This window comes from Gordonia amicalis, assembly GCF_022059885.1.
Classification (GTDB): Bacteria; Actinomycetota; Actinomycetes; order Mycobacteriales; family Mycobacteriaceae; genus Gordonia; species Gordonia amicalis.
This window is the reverse complement of record NZ_CP091855.1, coordinates 1,785,790-1,811,628: the sequence shown is the minus strand read 5'-3', so window position 1 is coordinate 1,811,628 and position 25,839 is coordinate 1,785,790. Positions and strand designations below refer to the sequence as shown.

The 25,839-nt window shown below is 67.2% G+C and carries 23 protein-coding genes, 4 tRNA genes, 2 pseudogenes and 1 riboswitch; of the genes and pseudogenes, 9 read left to right on the top strand and 20 right to left on the bottom strand.

The features are described 5' to 3' along the window. The first annotated feature begins 1 nt into the window (after position 1). The gene (locus IHQ52_RS08350) at positions 2-970 is read left to right on the top strand and encodes a carbohydrate ABC transporter permease (RefSeq protein WP_201450617.1); all 969 of its coding nucleotides are present in this window, start codon (positions 2-4) and stop codon (positions 968-970) included. After that, the gene (locus IHQ52_RS08345; RefSeq protein ID WP_236577682.1) at positions 957-1,871 is read left to right on the top strand and encodes a carbohydrate ABC transporter permease; all 915 of its coding nucleotides are present in this window, start codon (positions 957-959) and stop codon (positions 1,869-1,871) included. The genes IHQ52_RS08350 and IHQ52_RS08345 overlap by 14 nt, the downstream gene beginning before the upstream one ends. Positions 1,872-1,935: 64 nt before the next feature. Here the strand turns inward: IHQ52_RS08345 and IHQ52_RS08340 are convergent, their stop codons facing one another. From IHQ52_RS08340 to IHQ52_RS08325, 4 genes are all read right to left on the bottom strand, one after another. Beyond that, positions 1,936-2,853 (bottom strand): LysR family transcriptional regulator, encoded by a 918-nt coding sequence (locus tag IHQ52_RS08340; RefSeq protein WP_159405520.1) that lies wholly within the window; start codon positions 2,851-2,853, stop codon positions 1,936-1,938. Positions 2,854-2,996: 143 nt separating this feature from the next. Then, entirely contained in the window at positions 2,997-3,827 is an 831-nt protein-coding gene (locus IHQ52_RS08335) for a DUF2786 domain-containing protein (RefSeq protein WP_238064152.1), read from the bottom strand. Between the two features lie 161 nt (positions 3,828-3,988). Next, positions 3,989-4,261 (bottom strand): excalibur calcium-binding domain-containing protein, encoded by a 273-nt coding sequence (locus IHQ52_RS08330; protein WP_096273232.1) that lies wholly within the window; start codon positions 4,259-4,261, stop codon positions 3,989-3,991. Between the two features lie 137 nt (positions 4,262-4,398). Continuing rightward, positions 4,399-5,352, bottom strand: coding sequence for an L-lactate dehydrogenase (locus IHQ52_RS08325; protein WP_096273230.1), 954 nt, complete (start codon positions 5,350-5,352; stop codon positions 4,399-4,401). Between the two features lie 121 nt (positions 5,353-5,473). Beyond that, positions 5,474-5,655: riboswitch (cobalamin riboswitch) on the top strand. A 72-nt stretch (positions 5,656-5,727) separates the two neighbouring features. On the opposite strand from IHQ52_RS08325, the gene IHQ52_RS08320 reads away from it, so the two are divergent. The 3 genes and pseudogenes from IHQ52_RS08320 (at position 5,728) to IHQ52_RS08310 (ending at position 8,675) form a co-directional block, all read left to right on the top strand. Next, complete coding sequence (locus IHQ52_RS08320) at positions 5,728-6,780, top strand: FecCD family ABC transporter permease (protein ID WP_096273228.1); 1,053 nt, start codon at positions 5,728-5,730, stop codon at positions 6,778-6,780. Beyond that, complete coding sequence (locus tag IHQ52_RS08315) at positions 6,780-7,604, top strand: ABC transporter ATP-binding protein (RefSeq protein WP_096273226.1); 825 nt, start codon at positions 6,780-6,782, stop codon at positions 7,602-7,604. Before IHQ52_RS08320 ends, IHQ52_RS08315 begins: the two co-directional genes overlap by 1 nt. Further along, positions 7,601-8,675: pseudogene (locus IHQ52_RS08310) on the top strand (ABC transporter substrate-binding protein). The gene IHQ52_RS08315 and the pseudogene IHQ52_RS08310 overlap by 4 nt, the downstream one beginning before the upstream one ends. Before the next feature lie 40 nt (positions 8,676-8,715). Here IHQ52_RS08310 and IHQ52_RS08305 read toward each other — a convergent pair. The 14 genes from IHQ52_RS08305 to IHQ52_RS08240 all read right to left on the bottom strand — a co-directional run bounded on the left by IHQ52_RS08305 (position 8,716) and on the right by IHQ52_RS08240 (position 18,328). Beyond that, positions 8,716-10,047: a bifunctional adenosylcobinamide kinase/adenosylcobinamide-phosphate guanylyltransferase gene (locus tag IHQ52_RS08305; protein WP_096273225.1), complete on the bottom strand. Its 1,332-nt coding sequence runs from the start codon at positions 10,045-10,047 to the stop codon at positions 8,716-8,718. Beyond that, a complete protein-coding gene (locus tag IHQ52_RS08300) occupies positions 10,044-10,832 on the bottom strand; it encodes an ABC transporter ATP-binding protein (RefSeq protein ID WP_096273224.1) in 789 nt (262 codons plus the stop codon). The genes IHQ52_RS08305 and IHQ52_RS08300 overlap by 4 nt, the downstream gene beginning before the upstream one ends. Then, positions 10,829-11,851: a FecCD family ABC transporter permease gene (locus IHQ52_RS08295; protein ID WP_024499802.1), complete on the bottom strand. Its 1,023-nt coding sequence runs from the start codon at positions 11,849-11,851 to the stop codon at positions 10,829-10,831. Before IHQ52_RS08295 ends, IHQ52_RS08300 begins: the two co-directional genes overlap by 4 nt. Position 11,852: 1 nt before the next feature. Next, a complete protein-coding gene (locus IHQ52_RS08290; protein ID WP_096273222.1) occupies positions 11,853-12,752 on the bottom strand; it encodes an ABC transporter substrate-binding protein in 900 nt (299 codons plus the stop codon). Positions 12,753-12,862: 110 nt separating this feature from the next. Continuing rightward, complete coding sequence (rplA, locus tag IHQ52_RS08285; RefSeq protein ID WP_006358216.1) at positions 12,863-13,579, bottom strand: 50S ribosomal protein L1; 717 nt, start codon at positions 13,577-13,579, stop codon at positions 12,863-12,865. Between the two features lie 145 nt (positions 13,580-13,724). Next, positions 13,725-14,159 carry a 50S ribosomal protein L11 gene (gene rplK, locus IHQ52_RS08280; protein ID WP_006435298.1) on the bottom strand — a complete coding sequence of 145 codons (435 nt, stop codon included), beginning with the start codon at positions 14,157-14,159 and terminating at the stop codon, positions 13,725-13,727. A gap of 243 nt (positions 14,160-14,402) precedes the next feature. After that, on the bottom strand, positions 14,403-15,236 hold the full coding sequence (nusG, locus tag IHQ52_RS08275; protein WP_096273220.1) for a transcription termination/antitermination protein NusG: 834 nt from the start codon (positions 15,234-15,236) through the stop codon (positions 14,403-14,405). A 67-nt stretch (positions 15,237-15,303) separates the two neighbouring features. Continuing rightward, on the bottom strand, positions 15,304-15,786 hold the full coding sequence (gene secE, locus IHQ52_RS08270) for a preprotein translocase subunit SecE (protein WP_006435296.1): 483 nt from the start codon (positions 15,784-15,786) through the stop codon (positions 15,304-15,306). Positions 15,787-15,825: 39 nt separating this feature from the next. Beyond that, positions 15,826-15,898, bottom strand: a tRNA-Trp gene (locus IHQ52_RS08265). A gap of 467 nt (positions 15,899-16,365) precedes the next feature. Continuing rightward, positions 16,366-17,463 (bottom strand): fused (3R)-hydroxyacyl-ACP dehydratase subunits HadA/HadB, encoded by a 1,098-nt coding sequence (locus IHQ52_RS08260; RefSeq protein WP_006435295.1) that lies wholly within the window; start codon positions 17,461-17,463, stop codon positions 16,366-16,368. A gap of 237 nt (positions 17,464-17,700) precedes the next feature. Beyond that, on the bottom strand, positions 17,701-17,868 hold the full coding sequence (rpmG, locus tag IHQ52_RS08255; protein ID WP_003929651.1) for a 50S ribosomal protein L33: 168 nt from the start codon (positions 17,866-17,868) through the stop codon (positions 17,701-17,703). Positions 17,869-17,961: 93 nt separating this feature from the next. Then, positions 17,962-18,035 (bottom strand) — tRNA-Met (locus IHQ52_RS08250). Positions 18,036-18,056: 21 nt separating this feature from the next. After that, positions 18,057-18,129 (bottom strand) — tRNA-Thr (locus IHQ52_RS08245). Positions 18,130-18,247: 118 nt separating this feature from the next. Beyond that, positions 18,248-18,328: transfer RNA gene (locus IHQ52_RS08240), tRNA-Tyr, on the bottom strand. A 150-nt stretch (positions 18,329-18,478) separates the two neighbouring features. Here IHQ52_RS08240 and IHQ52_RS08235 point away from each other — a divergent pair. Together IHQ52_RS08235 and htpX are read left to right on the top strand one after the other, a co-directional pair. Then, positions 18,479-18,970 (top strand): YajQ family cyclic di-GMP-binding protein, encoded by a 492-nt coding sequence (locus tag IHQ52_RS08235; RefSeq protein WP_006435294.1) that lies wholly within the window; start codon positions 18,479-18,481, stop codon positions 18,968-18,970. A gap of 200 nt (positions 18,971-19,170) precedes the next feature. Beyond that, positions 19,171-20,028, top strand: a complete 858-nt coding sequence (gene htpX / locus IHQ52_RS08230) for a zinc metalloprotease HtpX (RefSeq protein ID WP_182155252.1) — start codon at positions 19,171-19,173, stop codon at positions 20,026-20,028. A gap of 195 nt (positions 20,029-20,223) precedes the next feature. Here the strand turns inward: htpX and IHQ52_RS08225 are convergent, their stop codons facing one another. Next, a complete protein-coding gene (locus IHQ52_RS08225) occupies positions 20,224-21,240 on the bottom strand; it encodes a polyprenyl synthetase family protein (RefSeq protein WP_024499800.1) in 1,017 nt (338 codons plus the stop codon). Positions 21,241-21,359: 119 nt separating this feature from the next. Between IHQ52_RS08225 and IHQ52_RS08220 the strand changes: the two genes are divergently transcribed. Together IHQ52_RS08220 and IHQ52_RS08215 are read left to right on the top strand one after the other, a co-directional pair. Further along, positions 21,360-22,634 carry a geranylgeranyl reductase family protein gene (locus IHQ52_RS08220; RefSeq protein ID WP_006435291.1) on the top strand — a complete coding sequence of 425 codons (1,275 nt, stop codon included), beginning with the start codon at positions 21,360-21,362 and terminating at the stop codon, positions 22,632-22,634. A gap of 239 nt (positions 22,635-22,873) precedes the next feature. Then, positions 22,874-23,907: pseudogene (locus IHQ52_RS08215) on the top strand (oxygenase MpaB family protein). 44 nt (positions 23,908-23,951) lie between these two features. Here IHQ52_RS08215 and IHQ52_RS08210 read toward each other — a convergent pair. Then, positions 23,952-25,571 (bottom strand): HNH endonuclease signature motif containing protein, encoded by a 1,620-nt coding sequence (locus IHQ52_RS08210; protein WP_006435289.1) that lies wholly within the window; start codon positions 25,569-25,571, stop codon positions 23,952-23,954. Between the last annotated feature and the right edge of the window lie 268 nt (positions 25,572-25,839).

Genomic DNA, 25,839 nt, shown 5'->3' with positions numbered 1-25,839 from the left:
CGTGCTGATTCCTCTCGGCAACCCCTCTCCGTCCGGTACGACGCCCCGGGATGTGCCCGCTGCCGCGCCCACCCGGGTACGACGACCATCGCGTGGGCGCATCCTCCGCCGCGCGACACCGTACATGTATCTCGCCCCGGCGGTCGCGTTGCTGGTGATCTGGACGTACCGGCCACTGGCGCAGGCCGTGCAGCTGTCGTTCCACTCGTGGAACCTGCTGCCGGACAACCCGATGGTCGGGGTCGGCGGGGACAACTACCAGCGGCTCACCGAACTCCCCGAGGTCGGTGAATCCCTTTGGCACACAGTGGAGGTCATCGTGGGACTGTTGCCCTTCGCGGTACTGGCCCCGGTCGTGATCGCGTTTGCGAGCCGCAGCGTCACCGGCCGGATGCGGGTGATCTACCAGAGCGTCATCTTTGCACCGTTCCTCGTCGCGCCCGTGGCATCGGCGGCGGCCTGGCGGTGGCTGGCCGAACCGGAGGACGGTGCCATCAATCGCGTCCTCGGTCTCGAGGTCAACTGGATCAACGACACCCGGACGGCGCAGCTCGCGATCATCGTGATCACCGGGTGGCATGTCGTCGGCTTCGCCGTCCTGGTCGTCACGGCCGGCATCGCCGGCATCAACCCCGACTACCACGAGGCCGCCCGCGTGGACGGTGCCACGAACGCGCAGATCGACCGGTGGATAACGCTGCCGCTGCTCTCTCCGTCCCTCGTGCTCCTGACGCTGCTCACCGTGCTCCTGAGCGCGCAGTGGACCTTCCCACTGATCGACACCCTCACCCAGGGTGGTCCGTCCGGTGCCACCACCAACGTGTACTACCTGTTGTGGGAGTACGGCTTCCAGACCTTCGATGCCGGCATGAGTGCGGCGATGGGCATCGTCGTCTTCGTCCTGTTCGGACTGCTCGCCGCCGGGCTGGTCCGCCTATCGGAACGGGTGACCTTCCATGACGACAAGTGACCTGCGGACCCACGACCTGACCGGCGCCGCCACCACGCGTGACGCCGCGACAGCGGTGGGTGCGGTTCCCGCCCGCGAGTCACGCGCCCGCGGCGTCACCCGCGGTGCACGGATACGCGGTCACCTCGTCCTCGCCACCATCGCGGTGGCCTGCGGGTTCCCGATCTACTGGATGGTCGCGACCGCGCTGCGACGACCCGAGGACCAGTACTCGCTGGCCCCGCTGCCGTGGCCGCTGTCATTCCAGAACTTCGCCGACGCGGGGGCGCAGACCGATGTAGTCCGTCTGCTGCTCAACACCTGCGCGGTCGCCACCGGCTCGATGGTCGCGCAGCTACTCGTCGCGTTGCTCGCGGCCTACGGATTCGCCGTCTTCGAATTCCGTTTCAAGGGACTGCTCTACCTCGGTTTCGTCGGCACCTGGCTGGTGCCCTTCCAGGTCACGATGCTGCCGAACTACGTTCTGCTTCAGCAGCTCGGTCTGCTCAACACGCTGGCCGGCGTGGTGATGCCGACGATGTGCTCGGCTCTCGCCGTGCTCATGCTGCGCCAGCACCTGGAGTCCTTCCCCAAGGAGCTGGTGACGGCCGCCGAGTTGGACGGCCGGGGGTCGTGGTCGATCCTGTGGACCGTGGTCGTGCCCAACCTGCGGCCGGCGCTGGCGGCGCTCGGAATCCTCCTGTTCATCAATGCGTGGAATGAGTACTTCTGGCCCGCGATGATCCTGCAGCGGGCGGGTTCGGTCGTGCAGATCGGCCTGCGGAGTTTCATGACGGCCGAGGGCACCAACTGGGGCGCGATGATGGCCCTTGCCGGGATGACCTGCCTCCCGGTGTTCGTCCTGTACCTGCTCATGCAACGCCACGTCGTCAACGCGTTCGTGCGCTCCGGACTGAAGTAGGCGTCGGGTCTTGCTCGAGGTGCCCGCATTCGCGTCATCCCGACGAGCACGCGAGTCGCCCGCGTCAGCCGACCAGACGCCGGGAGTCGGCCTCGTCGCCCAGGCAGTCGAGAAAGCGAGCGACCACCGGGCTGGTGTCGTCGGCACGCCACACGGCGTACAGGTCGATGACCGGGATCGGGTCGAACAGCTTCACCGCGACGGGTCCCGGCCCCGGGACACCCCGTCCCACGGCCACCGCACGCGGCAGCGACGCGAAACCGACCAACGGTTTGGCCGCCACCATGTAGGCAGCCGCGCCCGGATCGTCCGCTGTGCCGGCGAGGGTCATCTCGATACCCGCCTCGGCCGCTGCCCTCACGATCGAGTCGTACATCGCGGGGGTCTGTTCGCGCTGGAACAGCAAACACTGCTCGGCGGCGAGTTCGGCGAAGCGCACCCCGGACCGCCCGGCCCACCGATGGCCGCGGCCGACGATCGCCACGATGGGGATGTCGGCGAGCAACCGACGCGACCGGAACTGTCGGGTGTGCGGACGCCCGTACGCCAGGGCGACGTCGAGCGTGCCGTCCGACAGTGCCGCCAGTTGCGGTCCGGTCCGCTTCTCCCACAGCGAGATCGAGATGTCCGGATAGTCCTTGCTCATCCGCGTCATCACCGTCGGCAGGACGTGGTGTCCGGCCGGCAGGTTGTATCCGACGTTCAGCGACCCGGACAGCCCCTCGGCGGTGGACTTGGCGCTGGTGGCCGCCTTCTCCATCTGCAGGACGATGAGCCGGGCGTGGGACTCGAAGGCCTCACCGGCCGAGGTGAGTTTGACCTCGTGCGAGGTGCGCTGCACGAGCTGCACGCCCAACGACCGTTCCAGTTTCTGGAGCTGGGCGCTCAATGACGGCTGGGTGAGGTGGAGACGGGCAGCGGCCCGGCCGAAGTGGAGTTCCTCGGCTATCGCGAGGAACGAAACCAGGTGCCTGAATTCCACGGATTCCCCCTTGGTCAAGCCGTGATGCGGTCAGGTGATCACGCTATCGACACCGACTAACGTGCGGTGAACTCCGGGCGAAGCCCACCTGTCGGACGGATCCCTGGCCGCAGCACCCTCGATCGGCGAGGGGTCGAGCGCCGTCAGGCCTCCAGAGCCCCTCGGGCACCGCCGAATTCGCTGTCGGCACCGATCTTGGCCCGACGCCCCGCGCGGTCGCCCGCCTTCCGTGCGGCCTCGGAGTAGCCGGCCGATGCACTCGACGGTCGCCACGTGCCGCGTGCGGTGGACTCGGTCTTGTAGAAGTCGGTGACCTCGAGTTCCTTGTTGCGCAACGCCAGCGCCGTCGAACGTTCGGGCTCACCGGACCTCCGCTCGGCGGCGAGGGCTTCTTCGCGGGCGGCGTCGCGCGCCTCGGTGAGCCGCTTGCCGATGCGTTCGGCGAAGGCCGATTGGAAGTTGAGTCGCGCCGTGATGGGCGACAGCGGTTTCTCCTCGATCACCCGGCGGGCACGCCATCCGCTGCCCTTCGTGACGACCCGCGCGAATGTCTCGCCCTTGTACGCCCCCGACCTCAGGTAGGCGTCGCTGGCGGCGACCATCTGGATGATCAGCGACGTGTAGAGCGCCTCGCAGGCGTCGATGTCGGCCTCGTAGCCGTAGGCGAGGACGAAGGTCGAGTTGCTCGCGACGTCGACGGTCACGTCGTTGGCCGCGGTGATGGCCACGAACAGTTGCACGTAGGTGCGCAGGCCGCGCTTGCCCGGCTCGCCGATCTTGATCTGCCGCGAGATGGGGGTGGCCTTCTTGCGGGCGGCCGGATCGTGCGCGCGGGCCACGGCGAGATCGATCGACGACGCCGTGGCCAGACGCTGTGCGGCCTGCATGAACGTCTCGGCTTCGTGCTCGTTGTCGGTGTTCTCCGCCTGTCGCAGGAGGGCGGAGATCCGGGTGAGCAGCTTGTCGTCGCGCATGTATTTCAGACTATCCAGCGGCCCGATCGGTTCCATCGGGCCGCCGACGGGCCGGAAAGGCCAGGGTCGGGAGCTCCGCCCGCGGACAACCAGCGGGCGATGTCGCGCGGGTCTCGCCGAACACGACGCGGGGTGAACACGTCACCGGAGTGGAATCGCGGTCACTGCTTCTCGCAGGCGATGCCGTCCTTGTCGCGATCGCTCTCGTCGTTGGCGTCGTAGAGGGCCTGGTCGACGGTGAAGTTCGTGACCGGGGTGCTGGAGGTCGAATCGACGGCACCGGGCTCGCCGACGCCGTGCGGGTGGTCGGCGTTGAGTGCCGTGCAGTTGGCGTAGTCGGTCGCGGCCGACGCGGGTGCCGCGACCATCAGCGGCGCGACTGCCATCGACGCCGCAGCGACGAACCCCAGAACCATCTTTCGCGAAGCACTCATCGTCGAACTCTCCCTAGACCGATGTGACCAGGCAAAGCTAACCCGGCAGCGTCGTCGGTATCCGCGTTGTGTCGCGAGATTGGTCCGGCCGATGGACAGTGCGCCATGCAAGGTCGTCACGGGACCGAAGGAGCGCGCTACAACCCGAATCGCGCCTGCATCCCGCGCAGGGTCTCGGCCGATACGAGCAGACCCGCCTCCTCGTCCGGCGACAGCGGCACCTCGAGTCGCGTCTGCGCACCACCGCGGTCGACGACCGTCGGCAGGGACAGACATACGTCCTCGAGCCCGGGGAACCCGGAGGCGACCGTCGAGACGGGCAGCACCCGGTGTTCGTCGCCGAGCACAGCTTCGACGATCCGGGTGGCGGCGAGGCCGATGGCGTAGTTGGTCGCACCCTTGCCTTCGATGATCGCGTAGGCGGCGTGCACGACCTCAGACCGAATGCGTTCGCGGGCAACGGAGTCCATGGCCGGTCGGCCGGGCAAGGCCTTCCAGGATGTCAGCGGCACCCCGCCGATCGTCGCCGAAGACCACAGCGGGATCTCGCTGTCGCCGTGTTCGCCGACGATATAGGAATGCACACTCTGGACCGCCACACCGCAGTGCTGCGCGATGAGGAACCGCAAGCGCGACGAGTCGAGAACGGTTCCGGAACCGAACAGCCGATTCGACGGCAGGCCGGTGACCCGCTGGGCGGCGTAGGTGACGACGTCGACCGGGTTGGTCACCATGAGGTAGATCGCATTCGGCGCGACCTCGAGCACACCGGGCAGAATCGATCGTGTCAAACCTATTGTCGCCTCGGCCAATTCGAGACGCGACTGACCCGGCTTCTGCTTGGCGCCGGCCGTGAACACGACGACGTCGGCGCCGGCGCACACCGACACGTCGTCGGAGCCGATGATGTCGGCACGGGGCACGAACTCGAGACCGTGCGACAGGTCGAGCACTTCCGCGGTGACCTTCGTCGCCTTGATGTCCAGCAGGGCGACGGTCCGCGCGACCCCCCGGATCAGTGCTGAGTAGGCGATCGCGGTGCCCACCGCGCCCGCGCCGATGATGGCCAGTTTCGTGGGCCGTCCGTCCATCGGATCACCGTCCGCCTCGGTTCGATTCGCGTCTGGTCGTTGCTCTGCCGGCCCCAGCCTACGACCTCCGGGCTGCACTCGCCCGGCTACGCGAGGGTGGGGCCTCGGTGTCCGTATTGCTAACCTCACCGGAGAGATCGGTCGCACCTGCACAAGCGGGTGCCAGGGAACCTGGTGCGAATCCAGGACTGGCGCGCAGCGGTATGGGGGACGGACCCGACATCAAGCCACTGGGGCAACCCGGGAAGGCGTCGGGTCCGGACGAACCCGAGTCCGAATACCTGCCGTTCTCGTCGAGTCCACCCGGTATCTCGCGCACAGATGCCCAGACCGAAGGCAGTACCACCCGTGCCCCGTCCTCCCGACGGCACGACGATGATCGCCACCGACACGTCGGTAGGGCGACTTCCGTCGATGCCTCTTGCCCTGATCCTTCTCGTTCTCACCCTGGTGAGCATTACTGTCGCCACCGCTTTCGGCGCCGAGACCATACCCATCGGTGATGTCTGGCGTACCGTCGCCGGGCGTCTCCGGGGTGACGAGCTCGACGCCGCCCACTCCGTCATCATCTGGGATCTACGTTTGCCGCGTTCGGTTCTCGCGGCGATCGTCGGCGCCGGTCTGGCCCTCGCCGGTGCAGTCATGCAGGCCCTTGTCCGCAATCCGCTCGCCGAGCCGTACCTTCTGGGCGTGTCCGCCGGAGCCGCGGTCGGCGCCACGGCCGTCATCACGCTCGGTTCGTTTGCCGCCCTCGGCGTCTGGGCGTTGTCCGGCGGCGCCCTGGTCGGCGCACTTGTGGCGTCGGTCACCGTGTACGCGGTGGCCCGGGCGCAGGGCGGACTGACCGCCTTGCGCCTGATCCTCTCCGGGGTGGTCCTGTCGTCGGCGTTCATGGCGCTGTCCTCGTTGCTGGTGTTCACCGCCGCGGACCCGCATGCCGCCGACAACGTGATGTTCTGGATGCTGGGCAGCGTCGCCGGCGCGACCTGGGCGAAAGTCCAGATCGCCGGCGTCGTCGTCGCCCTCACGGTGTTCGCGATGCTGGCGATCCACTCCTGGCTCGACGCCTACGCGGCCGGCACCGACACCGCGACGTCCCTCGGGGTTCCCGTGCGTGCCATGCGGAACGCGTTGTTCGCGGTCCAGGGCATTCTCGTCGGAGTCCTGGTCGCGGTCGCGGGCGGAATCGGATTCGTGGGATTGATCGTCCCCCACGCCGCTCGCCTGCTGGTCGGCGCGACGCACCGGGCGATGATCCCCGTCGCGGTCTGCGGCGGTGCCCTGTTCCTCGTGTGGGTCGATGTCATCTCACGAGTGGCGGCCTCACCACGCGAGATGCCGCTGGGCATCGTGACCGGACTGATCGGCGCACCCATCTTCCTGTTCTTGATGGGACGACGCCAGTACGTGTTCGGCGGCGGGTCCTGATGAGCTCCGGCACACGTTCGATGACCCTGTGCGCGAGCGCCGTCAGCTGTCGTCGTGGGGGCCGCACGATCCTGCGCGAGGTGGACCTCGACGTCCCGGCCGGAACCCGCCTCGCCATCGTCGGCCCGAACGGGGCGGGGAAGAGCACGTTGCTCCGGACCCTGTGCGGTCTCGAGAGACCGGCGACCGGGCGTATCCGGTTGGCCGGCGACGATCTCGATCGTCTTCCCGCGCGGCGTCGTGCGCTGTCGATCGCGGTCGTCGGTCAGGATGAACATCCGTCGGCCGAACTCACGGTCGCCGAAGCGGTCGGCCTCGGACGCACGCCGTACCGGTCTGCCTGGTCCACAGGCAATTCCGACGACCACGAGATCATCCGGTCCGCTTTGGAGCAGGTGGGACTGGGCGGTTGGGAACGCCGGTCGTGTATGCATCTGTCGGGCGGCGAACGGCATCGAGTCGTGCTCGCCCGCGCGATCGCCCAGCAGACGCCGATCGTCGTTCTCGACGAGCCGACGAACCATCTCGACGCGGCCTGGCGGCTGCGGTTGATGCAGATCCTCGACGACCTCGACGCCACGGTCATCGCCGCCATGCACGACCTGGACCTCGTCCTCCGCCATTTCGACTCCGTCGCTGTCGTTTTCGACGGCGGCATCACCGCGCACGGCCCGCCGGTCGAGGTGTTGACACCCGATCTGCTTACCTCGGTCTTCGATGTGTCCGGCACCGTCGTGTCGCACCCCGAGACCGGTCTCCCGCATCTCCTGTTGAACTCTCCCATCACTGCGCAGCAGGCCCACACCAGCAAGGAAAACCGATGAACCGCACCATCACCCGAGTCGCACCCACACTCGCCCCCGTAACCGTTCTCCTAGGGGTGGCCGCAGGCTGCGGCACCGAGTCCGACGCCACCGCATCCGACACCGTGACCGTCACCAACTGCGGCGCCGAGGTCACTTTCGACCAGCCTCTCGATCGGCTGTTCGCCAACGACGGCGGGATGATCGCGATCGCGCTGGCGGCCGGCGCACGCGACAAGATGGTCGCCGTCAGCGCGCTCGCGCGCGACAAGGACGTTCTCCGACTCGAATACGGCCCGCAGGTCGACACGCTCGACGAGGTAGCCACCGAACCGCCCACGCTCGAGAACATCGTCGGGGGCCAAACCTGAGGTCCTGTACGCCGGATACAACTACGGCATGAGTGAGTCCCGCGGGATCACCCCGGAGATCCTGGCCTCGCACGGCATCGACGTGTACCAGCTCTCGGAGGCATGCCGTCAGGCCGACGGTCAGGCACCGCGGGGCACGATGGATCCATGGGTCGCGCTCGACACCGACCTGCGCAACATCGGCACCATCACCGGCAATCCCGAGCAAGGGGCGAAGGCGGCCGACGAGATCGCCGACCGCCTCGAAAGCCTCCGCAGCGCACCGCAACCGACGGAGAAGCCGACGGTCTTCGTCTTCGACAGCGTCTCCGACACCATCTTCTCGTCGGGCGCTTTCGGCGGACCGCAGGGCATCATCGACGCCGCGGGCGCGCGGAACGCCACCGAGGACGTCCAGGACACCTGGACCGCGGTCAGCTGGGAGCGGATCACCACGGCCGACCCCGATCTGATCGTCTTCGTCGACTATCCCGGCCAGTCCGTCGAGCCGAAGATCGAGGCGCTGCGCACGAATCCGGCCGGCCGCAACCTGAAGGCCGTGCGCGAGAACCGCTTTGTGAACCTTCCCTATGCGATGTGGGTGTCGAGTCCGCTCAACATCGACGCGGCCGAGACCTTGCGGTCGGTCCTCGAGGCACATGATCTCGTCCCCGCGTCGGGGATCACCCCCACCCTCGACGTCCGGCAGCTGGGTCTCGGCGGCAACGACTGGCTGAACTGAGCCGTCACCCCATCCCGGAAGTGGCGATGCTGCGGGCGGTTCAGCGGATGGTGACCGGCTGCCCGGCGACCATGAGAACCACCTCGTCGGCGAGGTCGGCGATTCCGGCGTTCAGACGGCCGAGCTCGTCGCGGAACAACCGGCCCGACGCGGTGGCCGGGACGACACCGCTGCCGACCTCGTTGCTGACCGCGACGACCGGGACCGCACAGGTCCGCCAAGCGTCCAGGAGATGGTCGACATCGGCTCGCATGGTGTCCAGATCGCCCTTCTCCCAGGCATTGTGGTGATCGATCCGGGCGGTCAGCCAGGTACCGAGGCAGTCGACGAGGACCGGCTGAGCCGCCGACCGCAGGACACCGGCGACGTCGGTGTCCTCGACCGTCGTCCACGACGCCGGCCGGCGCCGGCGGTGGCTTTCGACACGGCGCTCCCATTCGGGATCGCCGGTGCGCGGACCGCCCGCAGCGACATAGACGACGTCGTCGACGCCGGCCAGCAGGCCTTCGGCGTACCGAGACTTCCCCGACCTCGCTCCGCCGGTGACGAAGACCCGACGCCGCACCGGTCCACCCATGTCGAGCACCTCCCCGTCTCGTCCCGCGCGCGCACCCAGACCTCGAAGCCGCTCGCGCAGCGTGCCGACCGGCGGATTGTGGTGTCCCAGGTGAACTGCCACGACGTCGGTGGAGTCGACGACGGCACCGACCTTCCGCATGGCCTCGACCATCGTCGCGAAACCGGTCAACCCCAGATGACCGTCGGAGAGGTCCTCGCGATCGCCGAAGGTCTCCTCGAGGAAGACCGCGTCGAATGCGGCGCCCGCGACCGCCCCGAACCACTCACCCGGCCAGACGCCGGTGTCACTCGCCCAGAGCAACCGCGTGCCGTCGGGGCCGGTGACGTCGTAGAGGACCGCATCACCGTCGCGAAAGACCTTGTGGCGTGCGGGAAGCACTCGCACGTCATACTCCCCGACCCGCACCTGATCACCGGCGACGACGGGAGTGAACCGCACCGGGTCGCCGGGACCCACCCACGCTCGACAGGAGTCGAGGGCATCAGCCGGCCCGATGACCTCCAGATCGCCGGAGCGCTCGACCCATGACCGGAACAACAATGATTGCGGCGCAAGGTGATCGGCATGTGCATGAGTGACCAGGACATGTCGCACCCCGGCGAGCGAACATCCGTGGCGGACCGCCGCGCCGGGCGCGTCGGGCCCGAAGTCGAGCATCAGCACGTCGTCGACGAGTGCCGCGGTCTGGGCACGGAAGTCGCGGAGACGGCGCGCATCATCACAGGAGACGCAGTGGCAGAACGCATTCGGCCAACCGTCGGCGGCGCCCGTGCCCATTAGCGTGACCTTCATCGCGATGTTCCCGAATCCCGAACCGGCAGCACGGCCGGGCCGTCACGACGGTCGAGCACCTCCACCTTCGCGGCGTAGACATCCCGCAGGCGTTCGGCGGTGAGCACCTCGGCGGGCGGACCGTCGGCGACGATGCGTCCCCGGTCGAGGAGCATGAGTCGTTGCCCGTACTGAGCCGCGGACGTCAGGTCGTGCATCGCGGCGATGACGGTCAGCTCGCTGGCCCGCCGCATGGAGTCGACGAGGTCGAGGACCTGCTGCTGATGGCCGATGTCGAGGGCGCTGGTCGGTTCGTCGAGGAGCAGCACACGCGGTTGCTGGGCCAGCGCCCGCGCGAGCACGACCCGCTGCAGCTCACCACCCGACAGCGCGGACGCGGACCGGTTCGCGAACTCCTGGAGGTCGAGGCGCTCGATGACGTCGTCGACCACCTCACGGTCCGAACGGGTTTCACCACTGAACCGGGCGATGTGCGGGGTGCGGCCCAGACCGATGAGCTCGCGCACCGACGTGCCCTCCGGCACGATCGGCCGCTGCGGCATCAACGCCACGGCGCGGGCTGTCTCGCGGCGACGGGCGCGACCGGGGTCGACGCCCGCGACGTCGATCCGTCCGGTCGAGGCCACCAGACCGGCGAGTGCGTGGAGCAGCGTCGTCTTGCCCGAACCGTTGGGGCCGACCAGGGAAACCCAGGCGCCCGAGCCGATCTCGAGGTCCACGTCGTGCAGGACCTCCACTCCCCCACGGGATGCGCAGACACCACGGCAGGTGATCGAGGCGGTCATTGCGGACTCCGACCGCTGCGCCGGAGGACGACGAGGAAGAACGGCGCGCCGATGGCCGCGGTGACCACACCGATCGGCAGCTCGGACGGCGACATGGCCGTCCGAGCGACCACGTCCGCGAGCACCAGGAACGCCGCGCCCACCAGCAACGACAGCGGCAGCAGTAGTCGATGTCCGGGTCCGACGAGAAGCCGGACCGCATGCGGGATCACGATGCCCACGAACCCGATCAACCCGCTCACCGACACCACGGCCGCGGTCCCCAGGGTCGCCACGCAGACGAGCAGCAGTCGCGCCCGTTCGGGTCTGATCCCCAGACTCGACGCCTCGATGTCGCCGACCGCCATGACGTCGAGTGTGCGCCCGAACAGCACGATGACGGCGACACACGCGACGACGTACGGCAGTACGGTGATGACCTCGGACCAGCCGTCGGTGGCCAGGCGCCCGAGCATCCAGTTGTAGACCTGCCGCAGCGTGTCGTCGTGCTGCTGCATGAGGAAGGTCTGGATGGCGTTCGCGAAGGCCGCGACCGCGACGCCGGCGAGGATGATGACCACCTCGGTGCGGCCACCGCCGACGGTGCGGCCCAGCGCATACGTCGCTGCGACGGCCACGATGCCGCCGACGAACGCCGCGGGCGGCAGGCCGATCGTGCCGGCCGCGCCGCCGAGGACGATCGCGACGGTCGCGCCCAGCCCGGCGCCGCTGGACACGCCGAGGAGATACGGGTCGGCGAGCGGATTGCGGAAGACGCCCTGATAGGCGGCACCGGCGACGGCGAGCATCGCACCGACCAGCGCGCCCAGTGCCACCCGCGGCATCCGCACCTCCCAGAGGATCGTCTGCTGACGCCGGGTGAGCCCGGACTCGACGTCGACGAGCGGGAGGCGGTCGAGAAGGTCGAGCAGAACGCCCTTCGGTGTCAGTCCGGCCGGGCCGACGAGGACTGCGAGCAGACATGCGCCCAGCAGCACCGCGACGGCCCCGCAGATGACCCCGACCCGACGGCTCACCATCTCAGTTCGAGGGTTGTCCGTCGACGCCGGAAACGATCTGGGCAACGTCCCGGACCAGGTCGACGACGCGCGGACCCCATCGGCTCGCGATGTCCTCGTCGAGGACGTGGACCTGCCCGTTCACGACGGCACGCAGGTCGCTCCAGCCGGCACGCGCGGCGACCTTCTCCGGTGTGACCGCGCAGCACTGGGAGTCCGCCAGGAAGATGATCTCGGGATCGCTCTCCAGGATGTACTCGGTCGACAGCTGCGGATAGCCGTTCTGCCCGGATGCGATCGACCGCAGGCCGAGAAGCCCGTAGATCTGGCCGAGGTAGGTGTCGTCGGTGACGGTGTAATACGTGTCGTCGAGCTCGTGGAAGTAGGTCAGCGGCACCTCGCGCAGCGGGACGGTCCGGACGGTCCGCTCGATCTCGTCTCGCATCGACGCGACGAGCTGATCGGCCTTCTCGGCGTGGCCGGTGGCCTCGCCGATCTGCTGGATCTGTGCGTACGTCTCGTCGAGGTTCTTCGCCGCGGGGAGCCGCAGCACCTCGACGCCCACCCGGTCCAGACCGGCGATGATGTCGTTGTTGTCGTCGGTCAGGACGACGAGATCGGGGTCGTAGGCGAGGATCGCCTCGAGGTTCGGGGTGTACCCGGACAGTGTGGTACGCGGGGCCTCGGCGGGATAGTCGGACTGGTCGTCGACGGCGACCACCTGATCACCCGCACCGACGGCGAACAGCATCTCGGTGGTCGTCGGACTGAGCGACACGATCTTCGACGGCGTCCCCGACCCCACCGCGTCGTCGTTCCGGCCATCGTCGGCACCACAGCCGACGAACACAAGCAACATCGTCAGCAGCGCGGCGGTCACCGCACCACCACGACGACGGGTTCCGGCAGGGATTCTCACCACGAGCCAATGACCTCCGAGGAAAAGAACGGGGAGACAGAACACGAGGGGCCCGGCAGTGATTTGCCGGACCCCTCGTGGTCTCTGTCTACGCGAGAGCGCCTACTACCGGATCAGGCCTGCGGCGCTTCGGCGAAGTTGCGGCTCACCTGCGGGTCGACCGGGATGCCCGGACCCGTGGTGGTGGAGACGGTGACCTTCTTGATGTAGCGGCCCTTGGCTGCCGACGGCTTCGCACGCATGATCTCGTCGTACGCGGCGCCGTAGTTCTCGGCCAGCTTGGCCGGGTCGAACGAGGCCTTGCCGATGACGAAGTGCAGGTTGGCTGCCTTGTCGACGCGGAAGTTGATCTTGCCGCCCTTGATGTCGTTGACGGCCTTGGTGACGTCGGTGGTCACGGTGCCCGTCTTCGGGTTCGGCATCAGGCCACGCGGTCCGAGGACACGCGCGATGCGGCCGACCTTGGCCATCTGATCCGGGGTGGCGATCGCGGCGTCGAAGTCCAGCCAACCACCCTGGATGCGCTCGATCAGGTCCTCGGCGCCGACCTCGTCGGCACCGGCGGCGGTGGCCTCGGCGGCCTTGTCGCCGGCGGCGAACACGATCACGCGGGCGGTCTTACCCGTGCCGTGCGGCAGGTTGACGGTGCCTCGAACCATCTGGTCTGCCTTACGGGGGTCGACGCCCAGCCGGATCGCGACCTCGACGGTCGCGTCGGTGTTCTTCGACGAGGTTTCCTTGGCCAGCTCCACAGCCTCCAGCGGGCTGTACAGCTTGGACTTGTCGACCTTCTCGGCCGCGGCCGCGTAGGCCTTGCTCTTCTTGCTCATTGCTCTGTTCCTTCTCCGCACTGAAACGGCGGGGTGTGTGGTGCGGGCCGAGCCGGCCCTCCCACGGGGTTCTGTTTGCTGATCAGCGGACCTGCCGGTCCTGCTGATCGAGTAGTCCGAGGCGCTAGCCGAGGACGTATCGAGATCAGCCCTCGACCGTGATGCCCATGGACCGAGCAGTACCGGCGATGATCTTCGCGGCCTGGTCGATGTCGTTGGCGTTCAGGTCCTCGGACTTGGTCTTGGCGATCTCACGGACCTGGTCCATGCTCACCTTGCCGACCTTGTTGGTGTGGGGCTCGCCGGAGCCCTTCTGGAGACCTGCGGCCTTCAGGAGCAGCTTCGCAGCCGGCGGGGTCTTCAACTTGAAGTCGAAGGAGCGATCTTCGTACACGAAGATCTCCACCGGGATGACGTTGCCGCGCTGCGACTCGGTCGCCGCGTTGTAGGCCTTGCAGAACTCCATGATGTTCACGCCGTGCTGACCGAGCGCCGGACCCACGGGCGGGGCCGGGTTGGCCTGGCCTGCCTGGATCTGGAGCTTGATGATCCCGGCGAGCTTCTTCTTCTTGGGAGGCATCTTCTGTTCCTTGCTTGTTTCCTTGCGAATCCACGCCCGCTGGAGACGTAGAAGTCTTGTGTTTAACCTGCTCCCCGCTCCCTGAGGTGCGAGCGAAGCTGCTTTCCCCGCTCCCTGAGGTGCGAGCGAAGCTGCTTTCCCCGCTCCCTGAGGTGCGAGCGAAGCTGCTTTCCCGCTCCCTGAGGTGCGAGCGAAGCTGCTTTCCCCGCTCCCTGAGGTGCGAGCGAAGCGAGCCTCGAAGGGTCAGATCTTCTCGACCTGATTGAACCCGAGCTCGACCGGTGTCTCGCGACCGAAGATCGACACGAGCACCTTGACCTTGCGCTGCTCGGCGTTGACCTCGCTGATCGACGCGGGCAGCGTCGCGAACGGGCCGTCCATGACGGTGACCGATTCGCCGACCTCGAAGTCGACCTCGATGACGTTCGACGCGGCGGCAGCTGCGGCTTCGACGCCCTCGGCGGCCCCACCCTTGGCGGCGGGCTTCTTGGCCTCCACACGCGGCATGAGGAACTGCAGCACCTCGTTGAGAGACAGCGGCGATGGCTTGCTGGTCATCCCGACGAAACCGGTGACACCCGGGGTGTTGCGAACGGCGCCCCACGACTCGTCGTTGAGTTCCATGCGAACGAGGATGTAGCCCGGAAGCACCTTGCGGTTGACTTTCTTGGGCTGACCGTTCTTGATCTCGGTGACCTCTTCGGTCGGGACCTCGACCTGGAAGATGTAGTCACCGACGTCGAGGTTCTGCACGCGGGTCTCGAGGTTGGCCTTGACCTTGTTCTCGTAGCCGGCGTAGCTGTGGATCACGTACCAGTCGCCGGGCGCGCGGCGCAGTTGCTTGCGCAGCTCCTCGACCGGATCGACCTCTTCTTCAGGCGCTTCTTCGGCGGACACGTCCTCAGAGGCGACGTCGGTCGCGGGAGCGTCGTCGCCCTCGGCGGCCGCCTCGACGTCGGTGTCACCGGCCTCGTCGACTGCAGCCTCGTCGACCTCGTCGGTCACGGCCGCGTCGACGTCGGTGTCAGCCACGTCGACGGCGTCGGTCGATGCGAGTTCGTTCTCCGGGGTGCTCACTGCAGCCCACGCTCCTTATGGTTCATCTCCGGTCGGCTCCCGCTCGCCCGGCCACCCACCGCGTGGGTCAGCCGAACAACCAGAGGACGCCCTTGGCAAAGGCCAGGTCGAGGCCGGAGATGAACGCGGTCATCACGATGACGAACACGAGCACGACGATCGTGTACGTGATCATCTCGCGCCGCGTCGGCCAGATGACCTTCTTCAGCTCGGCGACGACCTGCGTGAGGAACAACCAGATCCGAACGAACGGATTCCGACTGTCCTCAGCAGACGCCTTTTTCTTCTTCTTGCGTTCCTTGACGGCTACCGACGACCCCGTGTCGGAGTCGGCGTCTCCGTCGGTTCCGGATACACCGGTCGACGAGCGACGTCCACGAGCCGAGCGCTTGCCGGACGGACGCAGCTCCTTGGCGGCGCCGGTCGACGTCTCGTCGGCCGCTGCACCGCCAGTTGCCTCGTCGCGACCGTCGAGCTCAGCCGCTGCCGAATCGGCCGCAGAACCCTCGGCGGCTTCTTTGGCGCGGGCAGCCCGGTCTCGCTTGCTCAACTTCGCGGTCCTCTCGTCAACGTGTGCCCTTCACCAGGGCAGGGGCGACAGGACTTGAACCTGCAACCTGCGGTTTTGGAGACCGCTGCTCTGCCAATTGAGCTACGCCCCTTTGCGACTTCCCCACCGAGGTGGTTCCGCTGCCATCCGATCGAATCCCGGTCTCGCGACCGGCGCCTGCGATTCATCGCCGACAAAACCAACGCGCCACCCTATGGGTAGCGCGCAAGCCTGAATCAATCAGACACTTCAGTGTAGATCACCGGGGCTGTGGACCCAAAACGCGCTCCATCTGCTCCCTCGACGACCGTACACGCCGCGGGCCCCGCGACACCCGGCGAGCCCCCGAGACACCACCACCGACATGGCTGACATCGCGCCGCGACCTGCAAAGACGCTCACGTCCCGGGGTGTCGAAAGCCGGGCCGGCTGCGCCGGATCGACACCCAGACGCCCTGAACCGAGGACACGAAGTCGCACGCGACATCGACCCGGATGCACGACTCGATCCACGTCGCACCGCCTGAACCATGTCGCATGCGAACGCGGTTCGGTCGGCCCCGTCGGTGTCGGGAAGCGTCAGTTGAACTGAACGACCACCGTGGCGCGGCCGAAGATCCGGCGGTCGCCCTGTTTCGCGGTGATCGCGATCGTGCCGCGCCGGGTCTCCGGGTCCAGGGACTTGACCTTGCCGGTGAAGTCGACGGCGGCGCTGTCGTCGGCCGGGACGTACACCGGACTGGTGAAACGCACGTTGTACTCGCAGAAGGCGGCCGGATCACCGATGAACTCGGAGACGAAGCTGGCACCGAGGCCCATCGTCTGCATGCCGTGGGCGACGACGTCGTCCATCCCGGCCGCGTTGATCACATGGTCGGAGAAGTGGATCGGGTTCGGGTCGCCGGCGACACCGGCGTAGTTGGACAGGTTGCCGCGCGTGAGGAAGTACCGCTTGGGCGTGAGTTCCTGCCCGACGGAGAGAGTGTCGAAGTTCACCGCGGCGTAGGCGCCGGGCGACTGGGTCGGGTCGGGCAGGTCATACCGACCGGCCTTGGGCTCGACGGTGTGCCCGGGTTCCCCGATCGCGTCGATCTTCATCATCACGTGGTCGAGCGAGGCCTCGAGCTCGGGATCGACGTCCATGCCGGGACGAGCGGCCAGCGACGTCCAGGTGGTCATGACCGGCTCGTCGTGCTGGTTCCAGATGACGTTCTTGGTGACCATCAGGTCGATCATCTCGGGGCTGCTGACGTGACGGAACGACTCGAGCGAGACGTCGCAGATCAGGCGGTCCCCGACCTTCATCGGCTGGTGGTAGACGAGGCGCTGATCGGTCTGCATGATCTGCCACATGTCGTAGCCGGTGATCACGTCCTCGAACAGCTTGCGCTGCGCGATGATGCCGAGGACCGAGACGTATGTGGGCGCGGCGATCAGGGTCTCGTGCCCGAATTCGCGGGCACCCTTCTCACTCCAGTGGGTCGGGTGCGCGTCCTGCACGGCCATGGCGTGCTTACGCACCTCTTCGCGGCCGATCTCGTAGTAGTCGTCGACGGTGTAGTGGAAGCCGACAAGCGACTGGGTGTGCGCGGCGATCTCCTCGGGGGTGAGCTTGGCGCCGCCGTTCCTCGACTCGGCTATCCGCTCCTGGAGGTCTGTTCCACTCGCGTCTGACATTGACTACTACTCCCTTCGCATGACCGATCCGGGAGGGCCCGGACCGGACTACGTGGGCCGCTTGTCGACGACCCACCCGCGCCGCGCTGCGCGTGTTGTCTCGATTGAGTCTATTTAGTTGTGCGAAGCACCTCGTGACCGGGCGACCCCCTACCCGGTAACAAGCAAAACGAGCCGCCTCTTCGCAGAGGCAGCCCGTGTGCTGGTTCTTGTACCGGAATCGCCGACAGGCGTTGTCTAGCGCGATTCCTTGTGCGCCTGATGCTTGCCGCAGTTCGGGCAGAACTTCTTGATCTCGAGGCGATCGGGATCGTTGCGGCGGTTCTTCTTGGTGATGTAGTTACGGTGCTTGCACACCTCGCAGGCCAAGGTGATCTTGGGGCGAACATCTGTTGAGGAGGCCACTTGATTGCCTTCTTTCGGGTGGTACGTGGTCGGGTTCGGCAGTTCCCTCAGGGCTGGCGACCCTTGCGCTCGGTTCCGGTCGGACCCGATGTGTAGCGGTGGAGGGACTCGATCCCTCGACCTCACGATTATGAGTCGTGCGCTCTAACCAGCTGAGCTACACCGCCCCGCGGACTTCTCGTCCAGCGAGCCCCCTGACGGAATCGAACCGTCGACCTTTTCCTTACCATGGAAACGCTCTGCCGACTGAGCTAAGGGGGCGTGCCCCGGGCATTTCTGTCCGAGAGCCTTAACGAGGTTACACACTCACGTCCGTGCTAGACAAATCGCTGGTCAGAGACCGTCTGTCGGGCAGTTTTCGTGAACATCGACCACGCCGTGGCAGGTATAGGATTCGAACCTATGTAGCTTGCGCGACGGATTTACAATCCGCTCCCTTTGGCCGCTCGGGCAACCTGCCGTGCTGCTCCCACGGCCGCCGTGACGGTCGTTCGAACAACGCGGTGAAGAATACAACGAACCATACGTCCGCATGCAAACCGGCTGGTCAGGGACGGGTATCTGCGGGCTGTCACCGATCCCGCGGCGGCGATGGCATAACCTGTCGGACATGGCTGATTCATCGTTCGACGTGGTGAGCAAGGTCGACCGCCAGGAAGTCGACAACGCCCTCAACCAGGCTGCCAAGGAGCTGTCGCAGCGCTACGACTTCCGCGGTACCAACACCGGTATCGAGTGGTCCGGCGAGGAGACGATCGTGATCACCTCCGACGCCGAAGAGCGCGCGCAGGCCGGTCTCGAGGTGTTCAAGGAGAAGCTGATCCGCCGTGACATCTCGCTGAAGGCGTTCGACGCCGGCGAGGTCGTCGGATCGGGCAAGACCTTCAAGATCAGCGGAAAGCTGGTCCAGGGCATCGACTCCGAGCACGCGAAGAAGATCTCCAAGAAGATCCGTGACGAGGGCCCGAAAGGCGTCAAGGCTCAAATCCAGGGCGACGAGCTGCGCGTCTCCAGCAAGAAGCGCGACGACCTGCAGGCCGTGATCGCGCTGCTCAAGGGCGAGGATTTCGGCATCGCCCTGCAGTTCGTCAACTACCGCTGACCTCGACGACGTCCCCGCCCGCCATCCGTGCCGGGCGGGGATGTCGCCGTTCACCCCACCGAGCCCACGACGCCCGGCCGCTTGCGATGTGTGTGCAAGATCGCACCGGGTCCGCCGGAAACCCAAACGGACGTTGCGTCGTTTGAATGAACGAGGCGCCTTTCATCCACCGGTCGGCGCGCGACAGACGAGGACCCGCGATGCATTTCAACGGATTGAAGACCGCAGCCCTGTTGGGTGTGATGTCGGCGATCATCGTCGGAATCGGTGCGCTGTTCCAGAGCCCCCTGATCCTCTGGGGCTCGGTTGTCCTCGCCGTGGGCATGAACGCCTACGTGTACTTCAACAGCGCCAAGATGGCGCTGAAGGCGATGCACGCCCAGCCCGTCACCGAGCTGCAGGCGCCCGTCATCTATCGCATCGTGCGTGAGCTGGCGACCTCGGCCCACCAGCCGATGCCTGCGCTCTACATCTCGCCCACCGAGAACCCCAACGCCTTCGCGACCGGCCGCAACCCCAAGAACGCCGCCGTGTGCTGCACAACGGGCATCCTGCAGCTGCTCGACGAGCGCGAGCTGCGTGCCGTGCTCGGTCACGAGCTCTCGCACGTCTACAATCGCGACATCCTGATCAGCTCGATCGCGGGCGCGATGGCCGCCGTCATCAGCGGCCTGGCCAACTTCGCGATGTTCATGGGTGCCTTTGGCGGCCGCGACAACGGGCCCAATCCGCTCGCGATGCTCCTCATCGCCTTCCTGGGGCCCATCTCGGCCACCCTGGTGAAGATGGCGGTGTCACGTTCACGCGAGTTCCAGGCCGATGAATCAGGCGCCGAACTGACCGGCGACCCGCTGGCTCTCGCCTCCGCGCTGGCGAAGATCTCCGGCGGGGTCCAGGCCGCCCCGCTGCCGCCGCAGCCCGACATCGCCGCGCAGTCACACATGATGATCGAGAGCCCGTTCCGCGCCGGCGACCGCATGGCGAAGATGTTCTCCACCCATCCGCCGACAGCCGAACGCATCCGGCGTCTGCAGGAGATGGCCCGCAACGGACAGTGACCTCGATACGCGGCGTCCTCGCTTCGCTCGGTCGTCGCTACTCGGCCAGCAGGAACTGCCGGCTGAGCCCACCTGCCAGTTGAGCCCCCTGCCGGCTGAGCCGGTACCGAGCGCAGCGAGGCACCTCCCCTGCCGGCTGAGCCCACCTGCCGGCTGAGCCGGTACCGAGCGCAGCGAGGAACCGCGTCGAAGCCCTTACCCGACCCGCTCGACGGTGTAGTCCACCAACGACGACAACGCCTTGTGTGCCGGCGTCTCCGGCAGCTCCGCGAGCATCGCGTGGGCCTCGTCGGCGAAGCTCTGCAGCTTGGCCCGCGCGGCGGCCATACCGGCCGACGAGCCGAGCAACTCGAGTGCCTCGGCGACCTCGGCGTCGTCGGTGAGCGGGCGTGATCTGCCCTCGGCACCGACGAGCAGTTCACGCAGCCGCGCCGACGTGGCGTCATCGCCGGTGAGCGCGTAGAGGACGGGCAGGGTGTGGACACCCTCGCGCAGGTCGGTGCCCGGGGTCTTCCCCGACTCGACCGAGACCGAACTGATGTCGATGATGTCGTCGGAGACCTGGAAGGCCACGCCGACGATGTCGCCGATCCGGGACAGCCGCTCGATGTCGTCCGCGGTCGCCCCGGAGGCCATCGCGCCGAAGCGTGCGGCGGCGGCGATCAGCGAACCCGTCTTCTCCCACACCACCTGCAGGTAGTGGTCGATGGGGTCGGCGCCGGGTTTGACCCCGACGGTCTCCCGCATCTGGCCGGTGACGAGTTCGGCGAAGGTCTCGGCGATGATGCGCACGGCCTCGGGGCCCAGCGTCGACACCAGGCGGGAGGCGCGGGCGAACAGGAAGTCGCCGGAGAGAATCGCGATGGAGTTCGTCCAGCGGGCGTTGGCGCTCGGGGCGCCGCGGCGCATCGAGGCCTCGTCCATGACGTCGTCGTGGTACAGCGTCGCGAGGTGAATCATCTCGACGACGGTCGCCGACGTGATGACGTCCTGCGAGTCGGGACGCGGCCCGAACTGCGAGGCGAGAATGGCGAACATCGGCCGGAACCGCTTGCCACCGGCCTTGGCCAGGTGGGTCGCCGCCTCCGTCATGACGTCGTCCCCGGACGAGAGCTCGCTCAGCAGCAGGTCCTCGACCTTCTGCAACGAGGAGCGCACCGTTTCGGCGAACTCATCCGATACCAGGTCCAACCCGGCGAATGTGGACTTCACAGCTAGGCCGCCCCATCTCGTCTGATCCGGCAAATTCGTGGTGGCGGATGCCCGAGTGTCCTCGTCGCCCCACCTGCCTGCCGAGCCTATCCGGTCGGGGCTACGGACATACTGTTCGGGTGAGCCCTGAGAAGACGACGCCCCAGGACGCTGCCCCCTTCCCCGACCACGCGGACGTGTTGGTGGTCGGCGCGGGACCGGGCGGGTCGGCGGCCGCCGCGCATGCCGCCGCGGCCGGACGCGACGTCGTCCTGGTCGACGCCGCGGTGTTCCCGCGCGACAAGACGTGCGGCGACGGACTCACCCCGCGCGCCGTCGCCGAGCTCGACGCCCTGGGCCTCGGCTCTCTGGTGGCCGACCGGCCGCGCATCGACGGCCTGCTCCTCAACGGGTGGGGCGCGCGTCAGCAGGTCCGCTGGCCCTCGGGACGCTTCCCCGCCTACGGCAGCGCGGTCGCCCGCACCGAGTTCGACGACGCGATCCGTGCCCACGCGGTGCGCACCGGCGTCCGAATGGTGGAGGGCGCCAAGGCAATCGACGTGACGATGGACGGCGACCGGGTCGGCGCGGTGACGTTCTCCGCCGGCGGCGACACCCACACCGTGCGGGTGGGTGACCTCATCGTCGCCGACGGCGTGCGGTCGGGATTGGGCAAAGCCCTTGGCCGCGAATGGCATCGGGACACGGCCTACGGCGTCGCGGCGCGCGCGTACGCGCCATCGGCACGTGCCGACTCCCATTGGATGGGTTCGCATCTGGAGCTGCGCGGCCCCGAGGGCGAACTCCTCCCCGGCTACGGATGGGTGTTCCCCCTGGGCGCCGCGGGCGGCGGACTGGTCAACGTCGGAGTGGGCGCGCTCGCGACCTCGAAACGACCGGCGCACATGGCACTTCGACCGATCCTCGAGCACTACGCCGCCATGGTGCAGGACGAATGGGCACTGGGCGGACCGCCGGTCCGTATCGCCTCGGCCCTGCTGCCGATGGGTGGCGCGGTGACCGGGGTCGCGGGCCGCAACTGGATGCTGATCGGCGACGCCGCCGCCTGCGTCAACCCGCTCAACGGCGAGGGCATCGACTACGCGATGGAAACCGCCCGGCTGGCCGTCGAACTCCTCGGTGCCGACGACTACACCGACCGCTGGCGCGACATCCTCGTCGGCCACTACGGGCTGGCGTTCTCCGCCGCCCGACGCCTCGCCGGACTCCTGACGATGCCGCAGACGGTGCCCACGCTCGGCCGTCCGGGCATCCGCTCACCGCAGCTGATGTCACTGGTCGTCCGCGTCATGGGCAATCTGATCACCGACGAGGACGCCGACCTCGTCGCCCGCGCCTGGCGGACCGTCGGTCGCATCTCCAGCCGCATCGATCCGCGGCCGCCGTTCGCCTGAACCTCGATACGCGGCCGGCGGGCGCAGTCCCGCGGCGTCGTTTCCCAGCCGCCGATCGAATCCGGTCAGCGGCCGGGAAGCGGTCGCTGACCGGACCGAAACGTGCACGCGGGAAAAATTGCGACGTCTCACCACCCCGGCACACCCAATGAGACATAGAGGCGGTAATGTTCCAACCTGTGTGGCCTCGGCCACACACATGCAACAATCGAGACCACCGCCGACCCAGGAGATGCACGATGCCCACTGCATCCACTCTCGCCACCCGCGCCAAGCACGCCGTCCAGAACCGGGTGACGCAGCGCTATCACCTGCGTGGCGACATCGATCGGATGGACGCCGACAACGACCCGACGTCGATCGCACGGGCACTCGGCACCCAGGAGTTCCCCTGGGGAATCACCCAGGCGCTGAGCTTCGCCCTGTTCCGCACCTACGCGGTGCCGTCGATCGGCGACCTGCTGTACAAGACGAGCCAGTTCACCGAGTCGACGCAGAAGCGCTACGACGACACGGTCCTCCTTCTCGACGCCCCGATCGAGCACGGCGTCGACAGTCCACTGGGACGCGCCGGCATCCGGCGCATCAACCAGATGCACGGCATGTACGACATCTCCAACGGCGACTTCCTCTACGTGCTGGCGACCTTCGTGGTGTGCCCGGTGGAGTGGGTCAACGCCTACGAGTGGCGCAAGCTCACCAGCCACGAGATCCGGGGCCTCACGAACTACTATCGCCGGCTCGGTCAGCTGATGGGCATCAAGGACATCCCGGAGACCTACGAGGGCTTCAAGCAGTTCTACGAGGACTACGAGACGGCCAACTTCGCGTTCAGCCCCGACGCCCTGGCCGTCGCGGACTCGACCCTCGACCTGCTCGGCACCTTCATGCCCTACAAGCTGCTCCCCGCGCGGTCGTACGCCGGATGTCGTTCGCGCTCATGGACGATCGCCTGCTCAACGCGTTCAAGTACCCGAAGCCGACCCTCGTCGAACGTATTCTGGTGCGTGGTGGACTGAAGGCCCGCGGTCTCGCGATCCGGCTGTTCTTCCCGCCGCGGACCGAGCCGCTGTTCGGCCGTCAGACCAAGCAGATCCGCAGCTACCCCAACGGTTATCGCCTCGAGGAACTCGGCACCTTCGGGGCCGGTTGCCCCGTCCCCGGCGCGTCGAATCCCGAGAAGGGTTCCGGCGCAGCACAGTCCGCGCCTACCGGCTGCCCGGTCCCGCACGACCTGATCGCCGAGGACGCGCGGCAGGCCACCGGCTCCTGACCCTGCGGTTCTCCGAGCTCGGAGAGTCACCGCGCTGGAGGGGTTCAGATCTTGTTGAGTCCGAGGAGTGCGGCGCATCGCAGTTCGATGGGCGACAGGTCCTTGAGAGACAGACCCCGGTTTACGGGCGCCTCGGATTGGTGGCCGATGACTTCGCGGATCTCGAGGCGTGTTTCATCGCCGGACGCCGGGTCGGGTCCGTGGATCTCCTCGCGTACCTGTTTCAAATGTTCGGCGAACCGGCGCGGTAGATCAGGTCGCCGATTGATCCGCTCCGGATTCGGAGGGGCACCGGGTTCGACGTTCAGCTGCCAGGTACAGCGGCCTTCATCGGGTCCTTCGCGGACCATGCGGGTGGTGTATTGGCCGGGTTGGTTACCGACCATGTGGTGGTGTCGGGTGCAGGCGGGAGTGAGGTTGGTGATGTCAGTGAATCCGCCGTCACCCCAATCGATTTGGGCGTGATGCATTTCCACGTGGGCGGCGGGTACGCGGCAATCGGGAGTGGAGCACGATTCGCCGTCGGGCCGGGCGAAGGACACCAGGCGTTGTTCGCGAGTGGCCAATCGTTTGCCTTGTCCGAAGTACAACGGGACCGCGGTGGCATCTTCGAACACCGCCAACCACGGTTGCGCATCAGCGGCCAGCTTGATCAGATCCGGGATCGGGATCAACGTGCCGGTCGCCGTCGTCGCCACCCCGGCTTCACGGATCAGATCATTGAGGTCAGCTTTGACGATCAACTGCTCCGGCAGTCCGCGGTGACTGGTGCCGAGCATGCCGTCGTCGAACACTGCTTTGAGTAGCGCGTTGAACGCGTCATGGTTCAACTGCGCCGGGCTGCGGTCATCACGCTCGGCCGCGGCTGCCAGCTGGTCGGGGTCGGCGTCCTCGATCGACCCGCACGGGGATTCAGCATCATGCGGGTTGTTCATGCCGGGTTTCGCCCACACGGCCAGCATCATCTCCAACCGCGCCACCAACTCGGGGGTGAGGGTGCCGTTGAGTTTCGCGGTCCCGTCGGCACGTTGCCGGTTGAGCCAGAAGTTGCGGCGACGTTGCCGATCCGCATCATCGGCGAGGGTGCCGTCCGGGTCGAGATGGCCCAGGAGTCGGGCGCCGAGGTGGGTGATGTCGGCCGGGGTGTGCTCGACCGCGATCTCGGCCATCTGCTGTTCGGCCGCGACCTGCACATCATGGGCGACGGCGTGCGGAATCTGGTCGAGCACGTCGAGCACCGCGTGCACGTGCGCGGACCCGACTCGCCCGGCGGCGAACGCCTCGGCCAGCGCCGGATGTGCGGGTGCGAGGGGTTCACCGGTGGTCAGATCAGGAAACGATGCGGTGGCCCGGGTTTGTTCGAGACGTTTACCGGGATTGGCCATCCGCAGGCGGTGGGTCATGAACTGGATGATGCTGCGATGCCCGGTCTTGCGCGGCAGATCACGTTCGGTGGCTTCCACGATCTGACGATCGCCGGCGAAAGTCAGTCGCGCGATCGCCCGTTCGGTCTCTACCGCGACATCGACCAGTTCGGCATCCGAACACCCGGTCAGGTTCACTGTCTGCAGCTGATCGATGAGGGTGTGGATCTGGCCGACCAACACGGCGGGACCCGAGGGTGGCGGTGTGGTGGTGTCATCGCGCAGTGCGTGATCGGTCATGTGGTCACCCCCTGGAGACGTCGACTCGAATACGTGTTCGATAACTCGACTGTAGGCGCAATTCGGCTGCCTCGCAACGAGTATCGAGGATCAGATTCATTTCCGGACTTGTCGGTGGTGTCTGGTAGAGGGGCCTTTCGATACGCTCGCAAGCTCGCTACTCAAGGAACAGAAAGACCGCTCGCAAACTCGCTACCCAAGGAGCGGAAGGTTCCTCGCAAACTCGCCTCAGAGAGCGGAGAGTTGCTCGCAAGCTCGCTACTCAAGG

Excerpts from the sequence above, each read along its gene's own strand:
- IHQ52_RS08345 (WP_236577682.1), top strand. The coding sequence starts at position 957 with ATGACGACAAGTGACCTGCGGACCCACGACCTGACCGGCGCCGCCACC.
- IHQ52_RS08335 (WP_238064152.1), bottom strand. The coding sequence starts at position 3,827 with ATGCGCGACGACAAGCTGCTCACCCGGATCTCCGCCCTCCTGCGACAG.
- IHQ52_RS08330 (WP_096273232.1), bottom strand. The coding sequence starts at position 4,261 with ATGAGTGCTTCGCGAAAGATGGTTCTGGGGTTCGTCGCTGCGGCGTCG.
- IHQ52_RS08325 (WP_096273230.1), bottom strand. The coding sequence starts at position 5,352 with ATGGACGGACGGCCCACGAAACTGGCCATCATCGGCGCGGGCGCGGTG.
- IHQ52_RS08320 (WP_096273228.1), top strand. The coding sequence starts at position 5,728 with ATGATCGCCACCGACACGTCGGTAGGGCGACTTCCGTCGATGCCTCTT.
- IHQ52_RS08315 (WP_096273226.1), top strand. The coding sequence starts at position 6,780 with ATGAGCTCCGGCACACGTTCGATGACCCTGTGCGCGAGCGCCGTCAGC.
- IHQ52_RS08305 (WP_096273225.1), bottom strand. The coding sequence starts at position 10,047 with ATGAAGGTCACGCTAATGGGCACGGGCGCCGCCGACGGTTGGCCGAAT.
- IHQ52_RS08300 (WP_096273224.1), bottom strand. The coding sequence starts at position 10,832 with ATGACCGCCTCGATCACCTGCCGTGGTGTCTGCGCATCCCGTGGGGGA.
- IHQ52_RS08295 (WP_024499802.1), bottom strand. The coding sequence starts at position 11,851 with ATGGTGAGCCGTCGGGTCGGGGTCATCTGCGGGGCCGTCGCGGTGCTG.
- rplA (WP_006358216.1), bottom strand. The coding sequence starts at position 13,579 with ATGAGCAAGAAGAGCAAGGCCTACGCGGCCGCGGCCGAGAAGGTCGAC.
- rplK (WP_006435298.1), bottom strand. The coding sequence starts at position 14,159 with ATGCCTCCCAAGAAGAAGAAGCTCGCCGGGATCATCAAGCTCCAGATC.
- IHQ52_RS08260 (WP_006435295.1), bottom strand. The coding sequence starts at position 17,463 with ATGTCAGACGCGAGTGGAACAGACCTCCAGGAGCGGATAGCCGAGTCG.
- IHQ52_RS08235 (WP_006435294.1), top strand. The coding sequence starts at position 18,479 with ATGGCTGATTCATCGTTCGACGTGGTGAGCAAGGTCGACCGCCAGGAA.
- htpX (WP_182155252.1), top strand. The coding sequence starts at position 19,171 with ATGCATTTCAACGGATTGAAGACCGCAGCCCTGTTGGGTGTGATGTCG.
- IHQ52_RS08210 (WP_006435289.1), bottom strand. The coding sequence starts at position 25,571 with ATGACCGATCACGCACTGCGCGATGACACCACCACACCGCCACCCTCG.